Raw genomic sequence first — 17,990 nt, 5'->3', positions numbered from 1 at the left:
GCCCTGCTGCCGCTGATGGCCTTGCCGCTGTCACTGCTGCCACTGGATGCACTGGCGCAGACCACGCTGAGCCTGTCCAGCACGCCGGGGGCCGATGGCGGCACGACCTGGTCGGTGCCGGTGCAGACGCTGCTGTTCTTCTCGGCGCTGTCGTTCATTCCGGCCGTGCTGCTGCTGATGACGAGCTTCACGCGGATCATCATCGTGCTGTCGCTGCTGCGGCAGGCCATGGGCCTGCAGGCCTCACCCCCCAACCAGGTGCTGGTGGGCATGGCACTGTTTCTGACGGCGTTCGTCATGTCACCGACGCTGGAGCGCATCCATACGGAAGCCTATCAGCCTTTTGCCGAACAGCGCATCGGCTTCGAGGCCGCGCTGCAGAAAGGCAGCGAGCCGCTGCGGGCCTTCATGCTGAAACAGACCCGGGCCAGTGACCTGGAACTGTTTGCCCGCATGGCCCGGGTGGCGCCCACCGGCGAACATGCCCAGAAGCACGAGGCATCGCCGGCGGCCGCCAGGGAGGGTCAGGCCCCTTCGGCGCAGGACATGCCCTTTCGGGTGATCGTACCGGCTTTCGTAATCAGCGAGCTGAAGACGGCGTTCCAGATCGGCTTCATGATCTTCATTCCGTTCATCCTGATCGATCTGATCTGCGCCAGCGTACTGATGTCGCTGGGGATGATGATGGTGTCACCCGTGCTGGTGGCCCTGCCCTTCAAGCTGGTGCTGTTCGTGCTGGCCGATGGCTGGAACCTGCTGATGGGGTCGCTGGTGGCGAGTTTTGCGGGCTAGCCCCGCGCTGGCTCCGGACGTGTGCTGGCAGGACCGGCCGCCATCCGCAAGGGCCACGCACGCCGGGATTGTTGAACATCGATGACTGAACCATGACTCCGGAAACCGTATTGACCATTGGCCGGCAGGCGCTGGAAACGCTGATGACCACGGCCTCACCCGTGCTGCTGGTGATTCTGGTGGCGGGCCTGCTGATCAGCGTGCTGCAGGCGCTCACGCAGATCAACGAGGCGACGCTGTCTTTCGTGCCGAAGCTGCTGCTGTCGGCTGCGGTGCTGGTGATTGCCGGGCCGTGGATGATGTCGAACCTGACGGATTTCATCTCGCGGATGATTCTGTCGATTCCGGCAGTGATCAACGGGCAGCCGGGATTCTGATCGCAGCATGATCACTTTCAGCGAAGCACAGATTCTGGGATGGCTGTCGGCACTGCTGATGCCGCTGTTCCGCCTGCTGGGGCTGTTCACCTCGGCGCCGCTGCTGTCTTCGCGCAGCATTCCCGTACGCTACCGGGTGCTGGCGGCCGGCTGCCTGGCGTTGCTGGCCACTCCGCTGGCGCAGCAGCCGGCACCGTCGTTCACGGACCCGGATTTTCCGGCGCTGCTGGCTGCCGAGGTGATGATCGGCCTGTCGATCGGGCTGGTCTGCCGGATGCTGCTGGCCTCCGTGGAAATGGCGGGAGAAATCATCGGCCTGCAGATGGGCTTTTCGTTTGCGGCCTTTTTCGACCCGAGCACCAGCAGCAACGCCAATGCGGTGGGCCGGCTGTTCAATGCACTGTCGATGACCACGTTTGCGGTAATCAACGGGCCACTGCTGCTGGTGGCGGCCACGATGACCAGTATCGAACGGCTGCCGGTCAGCGCTGGCGTACAGCAGTTCATGGCCAGGCTGGATATCGGCGCGGTGATCAGCCAGGTCTTCGAGCTGGGGCTGCTGATGGCCCTGCCCTACATGACGCTGCTGCTGTTCGTGAACCTGAGCCTGGGGCTCATTTCGCGCGTGGCCCCGCAGCTCAACGTGTTTGCCATCGGCTTTCCCATCACGATCGGATCGGGGCTGCTGCTGCTGACGATGGGGCTGCCGATGCTGTATGCGCCGCTGGCGCAGGTGCATCAGGCGATCTTTTCGGTGCTGGGATTCTGACCCCATTTCTGTGCACCGGCTTCCGGTACATCCTTGATGATTTGTGGCTGGCAAACAACACCGCTATCATGGCACCCCTGCCGATACCGAGTATCCACCATGCCCACCATCAGCATGTTTTATGGCATTCTCATCCAGATGTTCTGGAATGATCACGCCCCACCTCACTTCCATGCCCTCTATGGCGAGTTCGAAGCACTGATCGATATCCGTACACTGGAAGTCCTGGAAGGACAGCTGCCCCGCCGCGCCCTGGCACTGGTCCTCGAATGGGCACAGGAGCATCGCGCGGAACTGATGGAGGACTGGGATCTATGCACGCGCAATCAACCGCTCAAGAAGATCGTGCCGCTGACGTGACACCTCCCGTCGTACCCCGGATGCCATGGCGTGTGCATGCGGTCCGGGTGCTTCCCGGGTACAGGCTGGACGTGGTATTCGTGGACGGAACCCGGGGGGTGACCGATCTGTCCGCACTGATCCATTCAGAAGATGCAGGGGTGTTTGCATCGCTGCGCGACCCTGCGCTCTTTTCGCGGGCACGCGTGGTTTACGGTGCCGTGACCTGGCCCGGGGAGATCGATCTGGCACCGGATGCGCTGTACAGGCAGATGGCAAAGGCTGACTGACCTGCTGGCGTAAAGACCGTCAGACGATCTTTCCGATGCGGGGGTTCTGACCCCTGCCTGCATCACGGCCCCCCGCTACAGGCGCAGGCAACGGTCATCAGACGATCTTTTCGTGAACGGGGTCTGCCAGCTGGTGGCGCTGGCCGTTCCAGGCGCAGACGCGGTTGCGGCCAGCCAGCTTGGATTCGTAGAGGGCATCATCGGCGCGATGCAGGGTGGCCTCCAGCGAAGCACCCGGTTCGGCCACGGTCACGCCCGCCGAGAAGCTGAGGTTCATCTCGCCGCTGTTGTAGACGAGCGTGCGTTCGACCACCACACGCTGCAGGCGACGCAGGATGTCCAGCGCCGTACCGGCATCGACGCCGGGCAGCAGCAGGACGAATTCATCCCCACCGTAGCGGCTGCAACGGTCGCTGGGGCGCAGCTGGCCACGGATGGCTGCCGCAAAATAATGCAGGGCATCGTCGCCGGCCAGCGCCCCCTGGGCATCGTTGATCGACTTGAAGTGATCGACATCCAGCAGAGCCACGGCCAGCGGCCTGCCCTGCCGGATGCACTCGGCCTGCAGCTCGCGGTATGCCCTGTCCAGACCCCGGCGGTTGAGCAGCGAGGTTGAGCCGTCCACGAGCGTGTCGGTATCCACCTCGCTCAGCTCGTGCGTGAGGTCGGTGACGTTGCGTTCCAGTTCGTCGGCCCGGCGTGCCGTCTGCTCCAGCTGCTCGCGGGTGTGCTCGATATGCTCGCGCATGTCGGCAGTACGGCCCACGATGTCACCCAGCACCTGGGCCAGGCTGTCGATGTCGGACACGCCCTCGATGCGCTCGACGAAGCCATCGAGCGAATCGGCATAGGACACGCTGGTGTCCATCAGCTCGGACAGGTTGCCCACCCACTGCATCAGCAGCTGTTTCAGTTCGGCCAGTGCGCTGCGGCGCAGGGACAGCAGGTTGCCATGTTCCTTCAGGTTGTTGCGGACGGTCTGGCGAACCTGTTCCAGTTCGCCCCGGTCCACCGCTTCGGATTGCATGCCGACGGCCCGGCGGATGGCCGAGAACTGTTCGGTGATCCAGGCCTCTTCGCCGGCCAGCACCGGGGCGACATCACAGAGGGTTTCGAGCAGTGCGGTGAGCGAGACGATCAGGCGCTGGCGACGCTCGGCCAGGCGGCGTACGCTGGCCAGTTCGGTGTCTTCGTAGGATTCGACGATGCCGTCCGGAAAACGCCTCCCCGGGCGAATCATCGGCACGGTGGGGGGATCGAACTGCTTTTCGGCCTCGGCCCATGCGGCCGCGTAGTTTTCCGGCGTGGGCGCCAGTCTGGCCTGCGTCAGGTGCAGCAGGGTCGCCTTGGCAAGACTGACGTTTCTCCGGCGTTCACTTTCAGTCTCCAAGTTCAGACTCCCTTCACTTCCCTGGCTGCTTGCATCGTCCATGAATGGTGGCGGCTCCATTTTCGGGTGGGGATCCGGATGAAGACCCGGCCCGGACGTTCCCGAAAAGGCTCCCGATACGCTGGACCCCGTGCACGGACAATCCCGTACACGGGCATTTAAGCCGTTTGCATCCGTACTGACCACCCCCTGCCCTGCCGGTCAGGCCGGTGAAACGGACTGCCGTCCGGCAACGGCGATGAACGGCCGTTTTTCGGGGACAGACGGCCAGCCTGCTGTCGTCCATGTTGGGGACGCTGCAACAGATGGCGTGCATCCCCTACAACGTTACAAAAATTCTGCTGGTGTGCACTGTACTCAACGACCATCACGCTGGTCGAGCACCTTCGTCAGGCGCTTGACCGAAACGGGCATGGGGGTGCGCAGGCTCTGGGCGAAGAGCGAGACGCGCAGCTCCTCGAGCAGCCAGCGAAAACTCTCGGCCTCGCGGTCGGGCTGCATGCCGATGTCGCGCTGCCACTGGCGCCAGCGCTGCAGCAGCGGGGCCATGGAGGACATCTGGGTACGGTCGCGGGCGGGGTCTTCGCGCAGCTTGTCCAGACGCATGTTGACGGCCTTCAGGTAGCGGGGGTAATGCTGCAGGTGATCGTAGTCCACCTGATGCAGAAAGCCCGGCGGGAACAGGGCCGCCAGCTGCGTCTCGATGTCGTCGAGCGCGGTACGGTCGGCGCGGGAGCCGGTGAGCTTGCGGCGGATCTGACCATGTTCGGTGACGATGGTCTGCAGCAGGCGCGCCAGTTCCTGGGCGGTGAGCAGCATGCGGGGTTTGCCCTCGCCGAGGGCCTGGTGGAACTGGGCCTCGCTCTGCGGCAGGCCCTGCTGCAGGAAGCTGCGGATGATGGCAGCACTGGCCAGCTGTTCGGCCAGCGGGGCCGATCTGGCCGAGTGACCGGGCAGTGCGTTGAAGCCCAGTTCGAGGCTGGCGTTCTTTTTCACGTCGCGGGCCAGTGATTTGACGGCTTCGCCCATGGCCAGGGCGAACAGTCGCACCACTCCCTGCCGATGGTGGCGTGCCGCCACGGCAGAATCGTCGTAGACGCTGATCTCGACGGCATCCCCCTTGTCCACCAGGGCAGGAAAACCGACCAGGCGCTCGCCGGCGGCCGTCTGCAGTTCCAGCAGTTCGGGCAGCGTGCCGAAATCCCAGCGGGTGTGCCGCTGGCCGGCGCGCATGACGGTGTCCGTGGGGCTGGATGGCGGGGCCGATGCACCTCGGGCGGCTGGAACCGCATGCTTCGCGGGGCTTGCCTCACGGCTGTCATGCCTGCCGCCGGCCTGCGCGTCCCGGCCGGACTGTGCCCTGTCGTGGTGATCCGGAGAGGCACCCGGTCCCGATGAACCGGTGATGCCGGCGCTGGCGGAAGCACGGCCCCGCCTGGCGGCGCTCGGTGCACCTGATGCACCTGATGCGCCGGATGTACCGGAAGCACGCCTAGCGGCAGGCACATTGTCCTGCCCTTCCCCCTCCTTGCGGGTGCGCATCTGCGCCGCAATGCGGGCAAACTCGTTCTGGAAGGCAGACTGCGCGCGGGAACCGTAGGCGGCCTGCAGTTCGGACAGATGGCGCGAGACGGCCAGAATGCGGCCGTGTTCGTTGACCAGCCGGAAATTCATCTGCAGATGGGCGGGAATGTTTTCTGGCCGAAAATCGGTGGCGGCCAGCCGCCAGCCGCCCTTCGCACGCAGAAAATCGAGCAACGCGTCGATGAGCGGCTTGCTGCCTGCACCGGTTTCTGCACCGGCACCGGCCGGGCCGTTCGTTCCAGACAGGCCATTGACGAATTCCGCAGCAGTGGCATCGAGCGGCAGCAGGTGGCGGCGCCAGCGCTGCGGCAGCGACTTGAACAGCAGCGACACCTTCTGCACCAGCATGCCGGGCACCAGCCATTCGCAGCGGTCGGGATCGACCTGGTTGAGTGCGTGCAGCGGCACGGTCAGCGTCACACCATCGTCGGCGGCACCGGGCTCGAAGTGGTAGCCGAGCGTGAAATCCACGCCACGCATGCGCAGCAGACGCGGAAAACGCGCCTCGTCGATGCCGTCGGTGTCCTTCTTCAGCAGGGCTTCACGGGAAAGCATAAGCAATCCCGCTGTGCCTGCAATGACTTCACGCCCCGAGGACCCGGCGCTGTCTTGCAATGCATCTTGAGCCTTTCCAGCGCTCCCTGCATCAAAGCCTCCCTTTGCCCGTACAGGTCCCTTGCCCTGCGTTGCCTCCCGGTACCATTGCTGCAGGTCGCGGGCGTTGGTGATGTGCTCCGGGATCTGCGCATCGAACCAGGCGGCCAGCGATGCTTCATCGACCAGCAGGTCGGGGCGGCGGATCTTGTGTTCCAGCCGTTCGACCTCGGCAATGACCTTGCGGTTGTGACGGATGAAATCGGTATCGAACGGCCATTCGCCGGCCACCAGACCATCGCGGATCATCAGGCGGCGGGATTCGGCCGGATCGATTTTTTCGTAGGGCACGCGGCGGGCAGTGTAGAGCACCAGCCCGTAGAGAACACCGCGTTCGTGTGCCATGGCGCGGCCACTGTTCTTTTCCCAGTGAGGATTGCTCCAGGAGCGCTGGATGAGGTCCTGCGCGGCCGATTCGATCCACTCCGGCTTGATAGCGGCATTGGTGCGGGCCATCAGGCGACCCGTATCGACCATTTCGGCCGCCATCAGCCAGCGGGCACCCTTCTGGTTCTGCGGCGGGGTCTGGGTACCGGGTTTGCCACGCTCGGGTTTGGCCACGGCCCCCCGGCGGTTGAGAATGGACGACGGATGCAACACGAATTTCTGCTGGTGCGTACCCTGCCAGCCCGGACCTTCGGGCAGGCGGTGGGCGACGTTGCCGAGCAGGCCGGTGAGCAGCGCGCGGTGAATGACATCCGGCGCCGCTTCGTCTTCGTTGATGTGCCAGTTCAGACCACGGACCAGTTCGGTGAGTTGGCTGATCACATCGGCCCATTCGCGCAGTTTGCGAATGGACAGGAATTCCCGGCCCATGCGGTTGGCCAGTGCGCGGTGCGATTCGCCCCGCTGCCTGCGGGTGGCCTGCTGTTCCTGCCAGTAACGCCAGAGTTTCAGCCACGACAGAAAATCGGACTGGGGCACGTTGAAGCGGGCATGTGCCTGATCCGCGGCCTGCTGGGCGGTGGGTGGGCGTTCACGCGGATCCTGCACCGACAGGGCCGCGGTGATGATCAGTGTTTCGTTCAGGCAGCCGGTACGGTGACCGGCCAGCAGCATGCGGGCCAGGCGCGGATCGACCGGCAGGCGCGCCAGCTGTTTGCCGATGGGGGTGAGGCGCTGGCGGTCGTCCATGGCGCCCAGCTCGTTGAGCAGAGCATAGCCGTCGGCAATGGCCTTGGGTGAGGGTTTGTCGAGAAACGGAAAGGCCGAGACTTCCGACAGGCCCAGCGCATTCATGCGCAGGATGACGGAAGCGAGCGACGAACGCAGGATTTCCGGGTCGGTGAAGGCCGGGCGGTTCTGGAAATCGGATTCGCTGAAGAGGCGGATGCAGACGCCCTCGGCCACCCGGCCGCAGCGGCCGGCCCGCTGGTTGGCAGCGGCGCGGGAAACGGGTTCGATGAGCAGCTGGTCGACCTTGCCGCGAATGCGGTAGCGCAGCATGCGCGCCAGCCCCGAATCGATGACGTAACGGATGCGCGGCACGGTCAGCGAGGTTTCGGCCACGTTGGTGGCCAGCACGATGCGTGGTGCGTTGCCCGGATTGAAGACGCGCTGCTGATCGGCGGCCGGCAGGCGGGCATAGAGCGGAACGATTTCGGCACTGGCCAGCAGCAGGTCGGCCCGGCTGCGACCGCCCTGCCCCTTCGCAGCACGGCCGCCCGATGATCCGCCACGGGCGACGGCACGCTGCAGGTGTTCGGCGGTTTCGCGGATTTCACGTTCGCCGGGCAGGAAGACCAGCACGTCGCCGGGCTTCTCGTTCCAGAGTTCGTGGACGGCCGCTTCGATGGCCGACGGAAGATCGGTTTCGTCGTCCTCATCCTCGCCGGCCGTTTCTTCGGGTGCGCGGTAGCGCACTTCCACCGGATAGAGACGGCCGGAGACTTCGATGACGGGGGCCGGTTTGCCGGGCTCGCCGAAGTGTTCGGCGAAGCGGGCGGCATCGATGGTGGCGGAGGTGATGATGAGTTTGAGGTCATCCCGCCGGGGGCCGTCGATGAGCTGCTTGAGGTAGCCCAGCAGAAAATCGATGTTGAGGCTGCGTTCGTGGGCCTCGTCGATGATGAGGGTGTCGTAGGCGGACAGCAGGCGGTCGCGCTGGCTTTCGGCCAGCAGGATGCCGTCGGTCATCAGCTTGATGCGGGTGCCGGGGGAGACCTTTTCGTTGAAGCGTATCTTGTAGCCGACGTCGGTGCCCAGCGGGGTACCCATTTCTTCGGCGATGCGGGTGGCCACGCTGCTGGCGGCGATGCGGCGTGGCTGGGTATGGCCGATGAGGCCGCCGCGGCGTGTCCTGCCGTTGCGGGCCGCACGACCGGCTTCGAGGCAGAACTTGGGCAGCTGGGTGGTCTTGCCGGAGCCGGTTTCGCCGGAGACGATGACGACGCGATGATTGCGGATGGCATCGATGATGCGGTCACGGTGTTCGGTGACGGGGAGCGCGTCGATGACGGTCTGGATGGCGGAGGGAACGGGGCGGGCCGGCACGGGCTGGGAGGCCGCCTGGGAAGCCGGTTTCGGGGGCTGGGGAGATGTCGTGTTCACGGGGGCGATTATAGGGAAGCGGGGGATCCCTGTCGGCGGAACTTCGGGGTGGGGAAGGCGTCCCGTGGCGAGGTTCTGGATCACGGGGGACAGCCTCGGGGAGGGCCTTGTGCCGCGAAAGGCGGCTTCGGACCGGGCTTCGCGGAGGACGGCTCCGGGTGAGGCGGCACGGGGAGCGGGAGGCTCCTGCGGCTCATGCGCTCAGCCTGTTTTTGACGTCCACGACCTGCGTCGTGGCCGGCAAAAACAGGCGCCTATGAACTTTTTTGCCCACGGGGCAAAAAAGGTTCCACGGCTACCGCGAAATCGCCGCAGGAGCCTCCCCTCCCCGTGCCGCTTCCCAGACTCGTCATGTCGCGACTTCGACGGGAACTTGCCGGGTACGGTGCGGCCGGAAGTGTGTATGGACCTGTTTGTCCCTGTCTCTCTGGGCGAGCAGGAGAAGGCAGCAGGGGGGCAGAATCCTCAATGACTTCAGGGCACTGCTGGAAAGCATCGTTGCTGGCCGTATTGTCGTGTGTAATAATACACATTTTAGATACTGAGTCCCCATGGTTGACAGCAGGCAGTTGATCAGGATGATCGAGGATGATGGCTGGTATCTGGTTGCCACGCGGGGAAGCCATCGGCAGTACCGGCATCCGCAGAAACCAGGACGCGTGACGATCCCCCATCCCAACAAGGATCTTCCACAGGGAACGGTCAACAGCATACTCAGGCAGGCAGGGCTGAAATGAACGACAAACGATCCAGAAGCAGTGTCATCCATCTTCCGGTAGCCATTCACAAGGATCCGGCGTCCGTGTATGGCGTGAGCGTGCCGGATCTGCCTGGCTGCTTTTCGGCAGGAGAAACCGTCGAGGAGGCCATGGAGAACGTGCGCGAGGCCATCGGCTTTCACATCGAGGGGCTGCTCGAAGACGGGGCATTCAACGGCATTCAGGCCAGCCGTATCGACGATCTCAAGCTGCAGGAAGGCTATGCCGATGCAATCTGGGGACTGGTCGACCTCGATGTGGGTCGATATTCTGTCCGGCAGACCCGTTTCAATGTAAGCTGGCCCGAGTATCTTCTGGCACGGGTGGACGCCTATGCCTCGGCTCACCACGAAACGCGATCGGGGTTTCTGGCCAAGGCAGCGGAGCGAATGCTGTCGGCCAGCGCATCCGGGGGCGACAGCCCTTCTGCCTAGAACGTATCATGGAATCAATGGCCCTTCGGTTTCGCTGACACGGAAGCGATCATCCCCGGAACCACCGGACGTGTCATGAATCTGCTCAACCCTGCGCGGCTGCAAACAGGCTCCCGACACGTTCCAGACATGACGCAGGTTTTGCCATGACGCATTCCCCTTCCCCCCTGCCCGCGCTGAGCGCACCCGTTGCGGGAGGCCAGGCCGCTTCGTCTCCGGTGCAGGCGCAACCGGCAGCGCAGACGGTTCACCAGCAGTTCGTGGACTGGCTGCGGCAGGTGGCGCCGTCGATCCACAAGTTTCGGGGGCAGACCTTCGTGGTGGGCATTCCGGGGGAAATGCTGCTGGTGGAAAACGCGCTGAATGCACTGATTCACGATCTGAGCCTGCTGCACTCCATCGGGATCCGGGTGGTGATCGTCAACGGCTGCCGGCCACAGATCAATGCGCAGCTGCGGCTGCGCGGGCAGGCGTCGCACTATCACGACGGGCTGCGCATCACGGATGCGGTGGCGCTGGAATGCGCCAAGGAGGCAGCCGGCGAAATCCGCTACGACATGGAGGCTGCGTTTTCGCAGGGGCTGGCCAATACGCCAATGGCCAATGCGGGGATCCGGGTGGTGTCGGGCAATTTCACGCTGGCACGGCCGGTGGGCATCGTGGATGGAGTGGATTTTGCGTACAGCGGACTGGTGCGCAAGGTGGATGCGGCCTCGATCCGGCATGCGCTGGACAACCAGCAGATCGTGCTGCTGTCCAATATCGGCTATTCGGCGACGGGCGAGGCGTTCAATCTGGCCATGGAGGACGTGGCGGCGATCACGGCCATGGCGCTGAATGCGGACAAGCTGGTGTTCCTGGCCGAGGTGCCGGGGGTGCGGGGCGAGGACGGGCGGATCCAGACGGAGATTTCGGAGGCGCAGGCGCGGGCGGTGCTGGCGCAGCCGGATCTGGAACTGCCGCTGCGGATCTATCTGACGGCAGCGCTGAAGGCGTGCGAAGGGGGCGTGGCGCGCTCGCACGTGGTGCCGTTTGCGGTGGATGGCTCGGTACTGCTGGAGTTCTTCCTGCACGATGGTGTGGGGACGATGGTGGTGCGGGAGACGCTGGAGGCGGTACGCGAGGCGACGATCGAGGATGTGAGCGGGATTCTGGCGCTGATCCAGCCGCTGGAGGCGGACGGGACACTGGTCAAGCGCGACCGGGCGCTGATCGAGGCAGAGATCGGCAATTTCACGGTGATCGAGCACGATCAGGTGATCTTTGGCTGTGCGGCGATGTATGCGTTTGCGCAGGAGCGGATGGCGGAGATGGCCTGTCTGGCGGTGAACCCGTCGGTGCAGGGTTCGGGGGACGGGGAACGGCTGCTGCAGCGGATCGAGCAGCGGGCACGGGCAGCGGGCATCACCCGGCTGTTCGTGCTGACGACGCGCACGGCGCACTGGTTCCTGAAGCGGGGTTTCGTGATGGGCTCGGTGGATGACCTGCCGGGGTCGCGGCGGCAGCTGTACAACTGGCAGCGCAAGTCGCAGGTGCTGCTGAAGCGGCTGTGAAAGGCGGCAGGCCATTCACAGCCGGGCGGGGGACGCGGTACCATCGGCGGTCATCTTGTTTTGAGGAAGAGCACCATGGCCCGTATGGTCCACTGCATCAAGCTGCACAAGGAAGCCGAGGGGCTGGATCGTCCGCCGTATCCCGGCGATCTGGGCAAGCGTATCTACGAAAACGTATCGAAGGAAGCCTGGGCTGGCTGGATTTCCCACCAGACGATGCTGGTGAACGAGAACCGGCTCAATCTGGCAGACATCCGTGCCCGCCGCTATCTGGCCCAGCAGATGGAAAACTACTTCTTCGGCGAGGGCGCCGACCGGCCGGAAGGCTACGTGCCGCCGTCGGCCTGATGGCCGGCCGTCGGGAAGGGACACCTTTTCCTGATGGCTTGCGGTGAAAAGCCGGCCCTGGGCCGGCTTTTCACTTTTCGGGATGGGCCGTGCCCGCAAGGCCCCGAGGCAGATCCGGCCCGGGCAGCTGACCCGGGGGCAGTTTCCCGGCGCTGCATGGCCGCGTTCCTCCCTGCGCGGCCCCGGTCATGTACCGACGGGCCGCCATGTGGAGGCAGGATCAGCCCTGCCCCGGCTCAGGCCTTGTCCTTGCCCAACGCCTGCACGCCGTGCATGCCGGCGATCAGCACGGTTTCGGGACGGCGGCGGGCGAAGATGCCGTTGGTGACGACGCCCGGCCACTGGTTGATGGTCTCTTCCAGCGCGACGGGGTCGCTGATCTGCAGGCCCGAGACGTCGAGAATGGGGTTGCCGTTGTCGGTGATGTAGCCGGCACGTTCGCGGACGGTACCACCCAGTTTCTCGAGCTGGCGACCGACCAGATGCATGGCCATGGGCACGACCTCAACAGGCAGCGGGAACTGGCCCAGCACCGGGACGTACTTGGATTCGTCGACGATGCAGACGAAGTGGCGTGATGCCTGGGCGACGATCTTCTCGCGGGTGAGTGCGCCACCGCCGCCCTTGATGAGGGCAAAGCCGGGATCGACCTCGTCGGCCCCGTCGACGTAGCAGTCGATCTCGTCGATCTGGTTGAGGTCGAGCACCTCGATACCGGCTTCACGGAGCAGTTCGGTGCTGCGCAGCGAGCTGGACACGGCCTGGGGGAAATCCTTGCGGCGACGCCCCAGGGCCTCGATGAAGAAGGCGACGGTGGAGCCACTGCCCACGCCCACCACCTTGCCGGGGGTGAGCCAGTCGAGTGCCTTTTCGGCGGCGGCCTGTTTGAGTTCGTCCTGATGGGCCTTGCGGGCGGCCTTTTCTGCTGCGTCCATGGGAGCAATTTGTTGTCCGTAAAGCGTTATCGTAACGCTTTGTATGGCAGGACGCGAAACGATGGCACCATCGGGCTGCGGGTCGTGGGCAGAGCGTGCGTGGACTCGTTCCGGCACACAGCTGGAGCCAGCGCGAGGGCGAATGCGTCTAGGAGCCGGCTGTCGTCCCCTCCCCCGGCCAGCCGCGCCCCGGCATGATGTGGTTCTCGGTCATCCAGCGCTCCAGCTGGGCGGCTGTCATGGGTTTGCTGAACAGGTAGCCCTGCAGGTCCTGGCAGCCGAGCTTCTGCAGCATGTGCATCTCCTCGGTGCGCTCGACGCCCTCGCCGATGATCTGCAGGTCCAGCGCCCCGGCCAGCGCGATGATGCTGCGCACGACCTTGAGCTGGGCGATGTCGTTTTCCATGTTGCTGACGAAGACGCGGTCGATCTTGAGGGTATCGACCGGCATGCGGGTCAGGTAGGAGACCGACGAGAAGCCGGTGCCGAAGTCATCCAACGCAATGCGGATGCCGGCCTTCTTGAGCGCCCAGAGGGTGGGCAGGACGTTCTCGATGTCGCGCATCACGTCGATCTCGGTGAGTTCGAGCGTAAGTGCGGACGGCTGCATTTCGGTGGCTTCGAGTGCCTGCAGGATGGAGCGCAGCAGGCTGGGCTGGCGCAGGTGGCGCACGCTGAGGTTCACCGACACACCCGGGATGGCCACCCCACCCCGCTGCCAGCGGCGCAGCTGCTGCAGGGCCTCGGAAATGGCCCATTCACCCATGCGGAAGTCGAGGCCGCTGTCTTCGGCGAGCGGAATGAACTTGCCGGGCGAGAGCATCTGCGAGCCCCGCATCCAGCGCATCAATGCCTCCACACCCACCACCCGGTTGTAGCGGGTGTCGATGATGGGCTGGTAGTGCAGGATCAGTTCGTTGCGGTCCAGCACGGTGGCCAGGGCCGACTGCAGTTCGAAGTCGCCGCGCAGCTGTTCGCCGTAGGCGTCATCGTAGACGAGCAGGCGGTTGCCGCCCTGCTGGCGGGCCACGCCCATGGCCACGTCGGCCTTGGCCAGCAGCATGTCGAAGTTGCGGCCGTGCCGGGGGAACCAGGCGGCACCGATGGAGGTGCGCAGCATCAGGTCCAGCCCGTCGATCTGGAAGGCGCGGCGCAGGTGCGCCTGAATGATCTCGGCGGCCTTGCGGGCGGTTTCCTCGTTGGGCAGGCTGGAGAAGACCAGCGCATATTCATCGCCGGTGAGACGCCCGATCAGCAGGTCGGGCATGTCGGTGTCGTCGCCGGCATTGGCGGGATCGGCCTGGCGCAGGTTGCGAAAGGCGTGACGCAGGCATTCGGCCACGTGCTGCAGCACCCGATCGCCGGCCCGCTGGCCGAAGGCCTCGTTGATGCGGCGGAAGCGGTCGATGTCGAGCATCATGATGGCGGCCACGTGTCCCTGCGGCCGGCGGCGGCGCAGCAGCATCTGCCCCTTCTGCATGAAGGCGGCACGGCTGAACAGGCCGGTCAGGGGGTCGCGGTTGGCCTGCTCGCGCTGGCTGCGGATGGCATCGAGGGGGTCGACAGCGGCATCGCGGCCACTGTTCTCGCCCTTTTGTGTCCCGGATGTATCATTGCCGGCCGCCTGTGCCTTGGCAAGATTGATACCATGCAGCAGTCGTTCGGCCAGCTGGGTCCATTGCTGTGATTTCTGGCAGTAGTCGGTGGCGCCGGCCGCCAGGGCCTTGCCGATGCCCACGTCGTTGTCGTGATTGGACATGACGATGATGGGGATCTGCCGGCTGCCGATGGCTTCGCGCAGCTGCCGAACCGAGGCCACGCTGTCGGTATCCGACAGGGAGTCGTCGACCATGACGGCATCGGGCATCAGGCGTTCCAGCATGGGAATGGCCTTGCCGAGCTGATCCGTGACCTGGACGTCGATGCCCCTCTCGCCCATCCCTACCGAGATCATGTGCTGCCAGGCCGGATCATCCTCGACCAGCAGTACACGCAGTTCGCCCAATGCGGTTTTCAACATGTCATACCCAGGTACTTTGCAGAAATTCTGGCCAGCGCAGCAGGACGCCACTGGCCCGCGCCAGGGTGCAGCCCAGAGCCGGGCAGCCGCTGTGATCCGTCTGTCTGCCCGGGACGGAAACGGCGGCTCATCCGTTTCAGACTGTGCCCGTTTCCCCGCCCCTGCCACCTGCTGGATGCACCCATGACGCGTACCGACAAACATAGCCGCAAACCCGTGCCCCTGTCTGGACAGCTGCTGCTGATCGGTCTGTTATGCGCTACCGCCGGTCCGGCACTGTCGCAGGGACAGCAGACGCCTTCGCAGCAGGCCACGCGGGCCGTCACGCGGGCCGAGGACGTGCTGCGCCGCCCGGGCGAGGATGATCCGCGCTGGCACTTTGCCATCGGGCTGGTGAGCAACTATTCACCGGAATACAGCGGCTCGCGGAAGATGGGGCACGCCTTTGCACCGGCGGCCCGGATCAGCTGGCGGGGCTATTCGATCAGCCGCTCGAGCGTGGCACGGGCCAGTGCCAGTCACAACCGCCGGGTGTCGGAAACGGGGCTGGCCGGACCCCTGTGGCATGTGGACCGCTTCAGTTTCGGGCTGGGGCTGTCGATCAACCGCGGCCGGGATGTGGACGAGGAGGATCTGGCCAAGGGACTGAAGCCACTGCGCGGTACGCTGATCGGCCGGCTGCGGATGCGCTATGACCTGACGCGCACCATCCAGCTGCAGGCGCGGCTGCTGGGTGATGTCCTGGGCCGCCAGGGCGGCTTCGAGATTCCGGTGGGCATTGGCTGGAGCAAGCCGCTGGGCAGGAAGCTGCTGCTGAGCGTGGATGCCGGCGTGACCTGGGCCAATGGCAACTCGATGCGCAACAGCTATGGTATTGGTGAGCGCGAGCATGCGGCCAGTGGCCTGCCGCTGTATGACCCCGGCTCGGGCCTGCGCGAGGTGGGCGCCTCGGTGGGGCTGACGGGCGAGCCCTCGCCGCACTGGATCTGGGTGGCGCGCCTCAGCGCCGTGCGGCTGACCGGCACGGCAGCACGCAGTCCGATCGTGAAGCGGCATGTGATGCCATCGCTGCTGATGGGGGCTGCGTACCGGTTTTCGCTGTAGGATCACAGCCAGACGGGCGAGCCACCGTCGCCCTCTTCCGGACCGTTGCCGGGCGCTGGCGTGGCTTCGTTGCCGTCCCGCAGGGGGGGAGGTGCAGGGCGGCGGGCGTCGTTGCTGCCGTTACTGCCGTTGCTTCCGTCACTGCCACGGCTGTCATCGCCGCCATCGTTGTCATTGCCGCTACTGTTTCCATTGCCACGGCCGCTGCCATGGCTGCCACCCCGGTTGTTGCTGTCGCTCCTGTCGCTGCGGCGGCTGCCGTCGGGAGCAAGATTGTGTGGGGTATGCGGCGTCACCGAGTCCGGATCGACGGGCTCGTCGTCATCCCCCAGGGTGACGATGAGCGTACCGTTGCGCACAGCCAGGCTGCGCAGGGTCAGGCGGGCCATGGACTGGCGGGGATCGGATTCGTCGAGCGTCCAGAGGGGCTGATCGCTGAAGAATTCATCACCCAGCATGCCGGAGACGAGGCTGGCGATCTGCCGGGCCTCGGCGATGCCCAGACCGGCCACGGAGAGATCGAGCAGCTCGGGCGAGCGCAGGTAGAAGGCCCCCTGCCGGGGATCGTAGGCCGGGATGCCAGCCACCTGGGCGGTACCGCTGGTGGTGCCCTGCCCCGGCAGCGGCTGGAACTGCACCTTCAGGTCGAGAAAGAGCCGCTGGTCATTGGGCTGCATGCGCACGACGGGGTTCTGCAACCGCACGCAGCCCAGGTTGCCAAACACGCAGCGTTTGAGCGGAAACGAGGGAGCCAGCTGGCGGGTGATCTGCGGCCCCGTGAAGCGCAGCTCGCGCCGGGCAGCCTGTGCAGGTGTGGTGGCACAGGCCACCAGCAGGCTGAGCGAGGCCAGGGCAAGGGCGGTCAGACGATGCGTTCGGGTCAAAAGAAAGGACATGCCGGCATTGTGGGAGACGGATAACACCCCCGGATCGTAGCAGGCCGGGTACATGTTCCGGGCGTGTCTGTCTCCGCGAGGCCACCTTTGGCGCGTGTCATGGACCTGTTCGTCCCTGCAAAATCCCCTTTGGGATGCACGAGCATGCTGGCAGTGCCCTGAAGCCATCGGGGATGCATCCCTGCCGCTTCGTCCTGCACACGCCATGCGCTCAGTTCATGACACGCTCAGGGGCTCCTCCCTGGGCGACCGGTTTCAAGGCATGAACGACGATCTCGCCGTTGATCCAGGCCACATCGGCCTCCTGCACGGGCTGCAGCTCACCGGCGCCCTGCGGGCCGATGACCAGCCGCTGACCGGCCGGCACCTGCCGGGCTGCGCCGCTGCCACCTGCAGCCTGGACCTGCGCCGAGCCATGCAGGACACTGAGGACGGTGCTGTCGCCGAGACGGCTGATGGCCAGGCGGGCATCGGAACTGAGGATGCGCCCGTGCGGCGTGTGCACGACCAGCGGATGGGCACCAAGACCCTGGCGGAGCAGGATTTCACCGTCGAGCAGGCGGATTTCACGGGCGTCGGGCTGGCCACCCACGTCGAGCGAGGTGCGGGTGTTGAGCAGCAGGCGGGTTTGCGGGTCGATGACGACCTCCTCGCGCCGGGCGACATCGGTATGGTGGTCGGCCACCAGACGGCGCCATGCCACGCCATCATCGACCAGACCCGCAGCGGCAGCCGCCAGAACCAGGACGGCCAGACGGTTGACGAAACGGCGGCGGTACGCCCCGTCCGACGGAGTGAGCAGGGAGGAACGCGGCGGCACGGACTGGCCACCACCCGGACGCGACGACCTGGTCCGGAATGCAGGCGAGATGGATTGGGGCATGGAGAGACATGCGCTTTCCCGGCCCGCAAGCGAACAGCCGAACGACGCGGAAAGGCGACGCCGGACGTGTCACGAGCTGGAACAGAGCGATTCCCGCAGGCGCGGGAAGGTATGGGGGAAAGCGATCACAGTTGGAACCGTCCGGAATTATCGGGCAATTCATGCAGGGTTTTCCTGTCATGCGGAACGTCTGCGATAGTATTTACGCATCTGTTACGCGAAGACGCAGCAGACGGCGCTTCACGGCGCCATATTGCCTGCATGTCAACATCGCAACAGGACACCATTCGAGACATACGGGTATGGGAGACGCG

16 protein-coding genes are annotated in these 17,990 nt (G+C 65.2%); 10 read left to right on the top strand and 6 right to left on the bottom strand.

Going from position 1 to position 17,990, the window contains the following annotated elements:
* The first annotated feature begins 15 nt into the window (after positions 1 to 15).
* From fliP to EHV23_RS02505, 5 genes are all read left to right on the top strand, one after another.
* The gene (gene fliP / locus EHV23_RS02525) at positions 16 to 792 is read left to right on the top strand and encodes a flagellar type III secretion system pore protein FliP (protein WP_125095472.1); all 777 of its coding nucleotides are present in this window, start codon (positions 16 to 18) and stop codon (positions 790 to 792) included.
* 92 nt (positions 793 to 884) lie between these two features.
* Positions 885 to 1,169 carry a flagellar biosynthesis protein FliQ gene (fliQ, locus tag EHV23_RS02520; protein ID WP_125094569.1) on the top strand — a complete coding sequence of 95 codons (285 nt, stop codon included), beginning with the start codon at positions 885 to 887 and terminating at the stop codon, positions 1,167 to 1,169.
* A 7-nt stretch (positions 1,170 to 1,176) separates the two neighbouring features.
* Positions 1,177 to 1,938: a flagellar biosynthetic protein FliR gene (fliR, locus tag EHV23_RS02515; protein ID WP_125094568.1), complete on the top strand. Its 762-nt coding sequence runs from the start codon at positions 1,177 to 1,179 to the stop codon at positions 1,936 to 1,938.
* Between the two features lie 99 nt (positions 1,939 to 2,037).
* A complete protein-coding gene (locus tag EHV23_RS02510; RefSeq protein ID WP_125094567.1) occupies positions 2,038 to 2,298 on the top strand; it encodes a DUF4160 domain-containing protein in 261 nt (86 codons plus the stop codon).
* Positions 2,208 to 2,567: a DUF2442 domain-containing protein gene (locus EHV23_RS02505; RefSeq protein WP_338034480.1), complete on the top strand. Its 360-nt coding sequence runs from the start codon at positions 2,208 to 2,210 to the stop codon at positions 2,565 to 2,567. Before EHV23_RS02510 ends, EHV23_RS02505 begins: the two co-directional genes overlap by 91 nt.
* Positions 2,568 to 2,664: 97 nt before the next feature.
* On the opposite strand, the gene EHV23_RS02500 is transcribed toward EHV23_RS02505, so the two are convergent.
* Positions 2,665 to 3,957, bottom strand: a complete 1,293-nt coding sequence (locus EHV23_RS02500; protein ID WP_158615799.1) for a GGDEF domain-containing protein — start codon at positions 3,955 to 3,957, stop codon at positions 2,665 to 2,667.
* A 357-nt stretch (positions 3,958 to 4,314) separates the two neighbouring features.
* Positions 4,315 to 8,745, bottom strand: coding sequence for an ATP-dependent RNA helicase HrpA (gene hrpA, locus EHV23_RS02495; RefSeq protein WP_238990244.1), 4,431 nt, complete (start codon positions 8,743 to 8,745; stop codon positions 4,315 to 4,317).
* Positions 8,746 to 9,296: 551 nt separating this feature from the next.
* Here hrpA and EHV23_RS02490 point away from each other — a divergent pair.
* The 4 genes from EHV23_RS02490 to EHV23_RS02475 all read left to right on the top strand — a co-directional run bounded on the left by EHV23_RS02490 (position 9,297) and on the right by EHV23_RS02475 (position 11,838).
* Positions 9,297 to 9,482, top strand: coding sequence for a type II toxin-antitoxin system HicA family toxin (locus EHV23_RS02490; protein ID WP_125094564.1), 186 nt, complete (start codon positions 9,297 to 9,299; stop codon positions 9,480 to 9,482).
* The gene (locus EHV23_RS02485; protein ID WP_238990243.1) at positions 9,479 to 9,937 is read left to right on the top strand and encodes a type II toxin-antitoxin system HicB family antitoxin; all 459 of its coding nucleotides are present in this window, start codon (positions 9,479 to 9,481) and stop codon (positions 9,935 to 9,937) included. Before EHV23_RS02490 ends, EHV23_RS02485 begins: the two co-directional genes overlap by 4 nt.
* A 146-nt stretch (positions 9,938 to 10,083) precedes the next feature.
* Positions 10,084 to 11,490 carry an amino-acid N-acetyltransferase gene (gene argA / locus EHV23_RS02480; RefSeq protein WP_125094563.1) on the top strand — a complete coding sequence of 469 codons (1,407 nt, stop codon included), beginning with the start codon at positions 10,084 to 10,086 and terminating at the stop codon, positions 11,488 to 11,490.
* Positions 11,491 to 11,565: 75 nt separating this feature from the next.
* Positions 11,566 to 11,838, top strand: a complete 273-nt coding sequence (locus tag EHV23_RS02475) for an oxidative damage protection protein (RefSeq protein ID WP_125094562.1) — start codon at positions 11,566 to 11,568, stop codon at positions 11,836 to 11,838.
* A 236-nt stretch (positions 11,839 to 12,074) separates the two neighbouring features.
* Here the strand turns inward: EHV23_RS02475 and rpiA are convergent, their stop codons facing one another.
* The gene (gene rpiA, locus EHV23_RS02470) at positions 12,075 to 12,773 is read right to left on the bottom strand and encodes a ribose-5-phosphate isomerase RpiA (RefSeq protein WP_125094561.1); all 699 of its coding nucleotides are present in this window, start codon (positions 12,771 to 12,773) and stop codon (positions 12,075 to 12,077) included.
* 148 nt (positions 12,774 to 12,921) lie between these two features.
* A complete protein-coding gene (locus EHV23_RS02465) occupies positions 12,922 to 14,793 on the bottom strand; it encodes a two-component system response regulator (protein WP_158615798.1) in 1,872 nt (623 codons plus the stop codon).
* 183 nt (positions 14,794 to 14,976) lie between these two features.
* Between EHV23_RS02465 and EHV23_RS02460 the strand changes: the two genes are divergently transcribed.
* Complete coding sequence (locus EHV23_RS02460) at positions 14,977 to 15,897, top strand: MipA/OmpV family protein (protein WP_125094559.1); 921 nt, start codon at positions 14,977 to 14,979, stop codon at positions 15,895 to 15,897.
* Between the two features lie 2 nt (positions 15,898 to 15,899).
* Here the strand turns inward: EHV23_RS02460 and EHV23_RS02455 are convergent, their stop codons facing one another.
* Complete coding sequence (locus EHV23_RS02455) at positions 15,900 to 16,793, bottom strand: DUF1439 domain-containing protein (protein ID WP_158615797.1); 894 nt, start codon at positions 16,791 to 16,793, stop codon at positions 15,900 to 15,902.
* A gap of 211 nt (positions 16,794 to 17,004) precedes the next feature.
* The gene (locus EHV23_RS02450) at positions 17,005 to 17,676 is read right to left on the bottom strand and encodes a FecR domain-containing protein (protein WP_125094557.1); all 672 of its coding nucleotides are present in this window, start codon (positions 17,674 to 17,676) and stop codon (positions 17,005 to 17,007) included.
* Positions 17,677 to 17,990 lie beyond the last annotated feature (314 nt).

The sequence above is a fragment of the Lautropia dentalis genome, assembly GCF_003892345.1.
Lineage (GTDB): Bacteria > Pseudomonadota > Gammaproteobacteria > Burkholderiales > Burkholderiaceae_E > Lautropia > Lautropia dentalis.
Note: the sequence above shows the minus strand (reverse complement) of the source record. Positions and strands in the feature narration are given on the sequence as shown.